This is a genomic window from Pseudopedobacter sp., assembly GCF_040392825.1.
Lineage (GTDB): Bacteria > Bacteroidota > Bacteroidia > Sphingobacteriales > Sphingobacteriaceae > Pseudopedobacter.
Genome location: NZ_JBEBVH010000265.1, coordinates 1 through 5,239, shown reverse-complemented (window position 1 = coordinate 5,239; position 5,239 = coordinate 1). Strand labels below are relative to the sequence as shown.

The window sequence follows — 5,239 nt, the reverse complement described above, 5'->3', positions numbered from 1 at the left end:
ACGCGTTGCATGGCCGGAAAAAGATAAGCTTAATGAAATGCAGAGAAGCAACTCGCCGCTTATTTGTCAGGAAGTGAAAGTGTTTTTGCGTGACGTTGCAGATCATAACACACAAATTATAGATCTTTTGGAAACTTACCGGGAAACGTCGACTACATTAATGGATATTTATTTAACCATTATCAACAATAGAATGAACGAGGTCATGAAGATATTAACTGTAATTTCGGCTATTTTTATCCCGTTAACCTTTATTGTTGGCGTTTATGGTATGAATTTCGCGTATGAACACCCAGTAACAGGGGAGATTTTGAATAAAAACATGCCCGAGCTGTATTGGCCAAATGGTTATTTATATGTTTGGATTCTAATGATTATTATAACCATTATTCAAACCATATATTTTATAAAAAAGGGTTGGTTCAAAGATTAATTAGTGATTAAATAAGGAGATTTTTATTTTTGTAGTTCATGCAATCTTTTGAGGTAAATAAGTCAGATATTCAAAAACTAAACAAGGCTTTAGAAGGTACTGACAGTGAATTACTGTCTTTACTGAAAGAATATCACTCCTCGGAAATTGCCATACTTTTCGAAAACCTCAATCAGGAAGAACAAAAACGGATTATTAATCTTCTCCCATCCGAAATTGCTTCAGAAGTAATCTCCGAGATGGATTTAGAATATCATCCCGAAGAGATTTTAATTAATCTTCCTCCGGAAAAGCGACAGGAAATTGTTGAAGAACTGGATTATGATGATGCTACAGACATTATTTCTTTATTAGATGAAGAAGATCAGCATGAGATTCTTCAGGATATAGATAAAGAGGATGCGCATAACATCAGGACACTTCTAAATTACGAAGAAGATACTGCAGGTGGTTTAATGAACTCGCAGCTCATTAAAGTACAAGCGACCATGACCAAAAAGCAGGCAATAGACGAAATTATTGCACAAAGTGAGGAAATGGAAGAGTTCTATACAGTTTATGTAGTTGATGAGCATGATCGCTTACAGGGAATTATTTCCTTGAAAAATCTTCTGAAATCTAAAGCCAGCTCTTATGTTTCGGATATTCTGAATGAAGAATTTATTTATGTAAAAACCAATATTGACCAGGAAACTGTAGCTAATCTGCTATCGCAATACAATTTAACAAGTATTCCTGTTGTCGATGATGAAATGAAACTTCTGGGACGGGTAACTTTTGATGATATTATAGACGTTCTGAACGAGGAGAATACTGAAGATATTTTAAAAATTTCCGGAGTTTCTGAAGACGAGGAATTGAGCGGTAACTGGAAAGACGCGGTAAAATCCAGGTTGCCATGGTTATGTCTTAATTTGTTTACTGCATTCCTGGCATCTTCGGTTATCCGCTATTTTGATTCGACTATAGACCTTTTGCTGATTTTACCCGCTTATATGACTATAATAGCCGGAATGGGAGGAAATGCGGCTACACAAGCGTTAGCGGTGACTGTAAGGCGTATAACTTTAAATGACCTAACAGATCAGCAAGCATATAGAACCGTATTAAAAGAATTTACGGTTGGATTAACCAATGGAGCAATCATAGGTATTATCCTTTTCTTAGTCGCACTGCTTTACGATTCGAACCCAATGTTAGGACTTGTTATTTTTATTGCGATGGCAGGAAATCTGATTATTGCAGGTGTCGCAGGTTCGGCAATTCCGTTGATATTAAAAAAAGTAAACATAGACCCTGCAATCGCTTCTTCTATCATAATAACCACATTTACAGACGTATTTGGCTTTTTGCTATTGTTAGGATTAGCCTCAAAATTATTACTATAGACTTCAATACTTGTTCGTTTACAATGATTAAGTCATTTTCATGAGGAGATGTCCGACATTCCAAGCTTTCTTGTAAATTTGCAACATGTCTGAAGGAATAGAAAAACCAACGATAATTTATATATACGATGCTATTTGCGGATGGTGTTATGGCTTTAGTCCGGTAATGAAAACCATTTACGAAAAGTATAAAGATAAATTTGATTTTCAGGTACTTTCGGGCGGCATGATTTTAGGAGACAGAGTTGCGCCAATTGCTCAAATGAGAGATGTTATAAAAAATTCATATAAGAGGGTAGAGGAAACTGCCGGGGTTAAGTTTGGGGATAAATTTATAAATGAGGCAGTAGAAGAAGGGACAATGATTATGAGTTCGGAAAAGCCTTCTATTGCGCTGTCTGTTTTTAAGACTTATTTTCCTCAGAAAGCAGTACTTTTTGCATCAGATTTACAATTTGCCTTAAATTATGATGGTCTGGATTTAAATGACGATAATACTTATAAATCTATTATTAAGAAATACAAAATTCCGGAAGGTGAGTTCATTAGTAAATTAAATGACGAAGAATTTAGGCAACTGGCTTATTATGACGTTGCTTTAAGCAGGCAATTGCAGGTAACAGGTTATCCGGCGGCTTTTATAAAAACTCCGGATATGGAATTTTTTATGATAGCCAAAGGTTACGCCAATTTAGAAACGATGGAATTGCGAATCCAAAACGTTATTAAAGAAGCTGGGTTAATCCTTTAATTAATAGTTCTAAGAAAAATCCCCCTTAAATCCCTTTAGGAAGGATTTTCTTATTTATTATAGCTATCGTTTATTTAAACAGCTTTTACCGTAACCTCAATATTTCCTCTTGTTGCTTTGGAATAAGGACAACCTTTATGGGCTGCATCTGCCAGTTTTTGGACCTGCTGCAATTCTAAATTTGGAACATGAACATGCAATTCGGCTGACAATACAAAGCTTGAAGGACTTTCTTCGTTAAAGCTCACATATACATTTACTGATGCATTACTTACATCAATACCGTCTCTTTTACCTACAGAACCTAATGCGCCCAGATAGCAGCTACCCCACGCGGCAGCAAATAAAAGTTCTGGATTTGCATAACCTGCTTTTCCGCCCATTTCGGCCGGTTTTCTCATTTCTAAGTCTATAACTCCATCGGAAGATTTAACATGTCCGTCGCGGCCCCCGGTAGCGGCTACAACCGCTGTATATAGTTTTTTCATAGCATAATATAAAATTGATTTACGATTTAGAATTAACAATATGAAGTGTGAGAATGTTTGAAAGAATGTTATTTATGCTGTTCAACCACTTTATAGATTTCGGATGAAACCTTGGTTATAAGCTCCAACTGTTCGGTTATTAAGCCATCATTAGCTTTTTCTGTATCCATACTAAGTGGTTTTATAGCTTCTTCCGTTCGGGAAATATTTTCATCGGTTACAATCAAATAAGAACGCTTAAGATAATAGCTGGCTTTATTAAGTAGCTTTTTCTGGTCCTGAGTTAAGGCAGAGGATTCGCTTTCATCTATAGCAACAGAGAGATTAGCTAGATAAGAAGACAGTACATGGCTTAGTACCACAAATTTATGTGTCTCTGTTTCTTTAGTCTGTTTATTTTTAGGTTCACTTAGCATCCTTTGAAAAGCTGCTGCAAGGTTAGCTGTGTTTACATATACACTTTTTCTAGCCAACTTATAGCTTGTCATACTTACATTTTCACCAGCGAGCCTTTTGTAAATAATATCCAGATAATCGGCGTTTGCTTTTAACATGTCTGCCATATATTTCCTTATTTGAAAAGACTCCCAGCTCGGAAACAAGACATAACTGGATATTACGGCAATGACTGAACCTATTAAAGTGTCTATGACCCGCTCTAAAATAATATTCTGACTGGAGGAAGTGCTTATAAAACTAAACATAATGAGTACAAACGGTGTCATAGTCACTACGCTTACAAAATAGTATATGCGCTGGGTGCTATATGCAATAACCATAAAAAACACCATGATTATAAATCTAATATCTTGATTTGGAATAAGATATAAGATTAAAGCACCTGTAATACCGCCAATTACAGTACCTACGACTCTTTGATAATTTCTGGTTTTAGTAACACTAAACCCAGGTTTTAGAATTACCATAATAGTTAATACTACCCAATATCCATGATTACCCAAAGGTACTGCAGAACCCACCAAAGAGGGGAGAGATTGACCTATGATATAACCTATAAAAGCTACAATTGAAAACCGTAGAGCATATCTGAAATGGCCGGATTCTAGGTTTAAGTTGTTTTTAAAGAGTTTGAACTCGAAATTCTGATGATTTACAAACTTGGCGTAATCAGAAGAAAATGCGCTATGGTTTTTAATATTCTCTTCCCTGAAATAGCTATAAATAATATCCAGTCGGTTATGAATATGTCGAAGGTTAATAAATATTTTTTTAAGAACTAGTACAGAAACGCCTTCTTGTTCCAGTAAATTGATCTTATTTTTTAATTCGTCCAAATCTTCACTGGTTACAATATGTTTTTTTGGAATGGTTGAATGAATTAAACAGGAACCTATATATTCAATTTCCAGAGACATGCGCTTAATTAAAAAAGCAAATTCCGGTAAGATATTGTTATTCTTGTACCGCTGTCTAATTACATTGTAGTCATTGTGAGAAGCCATAGTTTGTTCAAAAAGGTCCACCATATCGGCAAATACAACAATAAGCATACGTCCCATGGGAGTAGAATCTTTGATTAACTCACGCGTCTTAAATAAGATTTCTCTAACATTATCCTGTAAATTATGAACAATAACTTGCTGATCTACAAGTTTTTTAAACACATCATCTATATTGTGACTATAATTATAAAGATTAGCTCTGAGCCGCATATATTTACCTACCTCGGTAACGCATTCACCTAAAGTCTGTTGCGCATATCGATGAGGTCTTATGGTAAAAAAAAGCATGCTGAGGAAGAAATACCAAATCCCGCCAGCTATTAACAAGAGCGCATGCTCCAAATAAGATAGAGCCGTATGTTGTGGTTCTAGATTGAAGATCATAATCAACAAAGCGGCGCTACCAACAGATGTCGCCCTAACTCCATAAACAGCGAACATAGAGAAAATGAATCCAAAAAGGAGGACCTCAACAGCTGTTATGTAAAAATTTGAATTAATTAAAGACGTAAATATTGCTATAGAACAAACTAATGCAATTGTTATCAGCATTGCATTTCTCCTGTGTCTCCAGGGACCGGGAGTATCAACAACACTGCAACAAACAGCTCCTATGGAGAGTGTAATGCCAGTTTCAATGTATCCAAATTGAAAAAATAAAAACGAGGGCAGTAATACACCTATTGTAATCTTGATACCATCAGAAAAATACTGGG

At 35.6% G+C, this 5,239-nt stretch carries 5 protein-coding genes; 3 read left to right on the top strand and 2 right to left on the bottom strand.

Features of this window, described 5'->3' with window-relative positions; genetic code table 11:
* From ABWO41_RS15085 to ABWO41_RS15075, 3 genes are all read left to right on the top strand, one after another.
* The coding region (locus ABWO41_RS15085) for a CorA family divalent cation transporter (protein WP_353139843.1) at positions 1-433 on the top strand (433 nt) is incomplete at its 5' end.
* Between the two features lie 38 nt (positions 434-471).
* The gene (gene mgtE / locus ABWO41_RS15080; protein WP_353139841.1) at positions 472-1,821 is read left to right on the top strand and encodes a magnesium transporter; all 1,350 of its coding nucleotides are present in this window, start codon (positions 472-474) and stop codon (positions 1,819-1,821) included.
* Between the two features lie 85 nt (positions 1,822-1,906).
* On the top strand, positions 1,907-2,572 hold the full coding sequence (locus tag ABWO41_RS15075) for a DsbA family protein (RefSeq protein ID WP_353139839.1): 666 nt from the start codon (positions 1,907-1,909) through the stop codon (positions 2,570-2,572).
* A 74-nt stretch (positions 2,573-2,646) separates the two neighbouring features.
* Here the strand turns inward: ABWO41_RS15075 and ABWO41_RS15070 are convergent, their stop codons facing one another.
* Positions 2,647-3,060, bottom strand: coding sequence for an organic hydroperoxide resistance protein (locus ABWO41_RS15070; protein ID WP_353139837.1), 414 nt, complete (start codon positions 3,058-3,060; stop codon positions 2,647-2,649).
* A gap of 68 nt (positions 3,061-3,128) precedes the next feature.
* The coding region (locus tag ABWO41_RS15065) for an FUSC family protein (protein ID WP_353139835.1) at positions 3,129-5,239 on the bottom strand (2,111 nt) is incomplete at its 5' end.

Bases quoted from the DNA above. Each gene is read 5' to 3' on its own strand.
- mgtE (WP_353139841.1), top strand. From the start codon at position 472: ATGCAATCTTTTGAGGTAAATAAGTCAGATATTCAAAAACTAAACAAG.
- ABWO41_RS15075 (WP_353139839.1), top strand. From the start codon at position 1,907: ATGTCTGAAGGAATAGAAAAACCAACGATAATTTATATATACGATGCT.
- ABWO41_RS15070 (WP_353139837.1), bottom strand. From the start codon at position 3,060: ATGAAAAAACTATATACAGCGGTTGTAGCCGCTACCGGGGGCCGCGAC.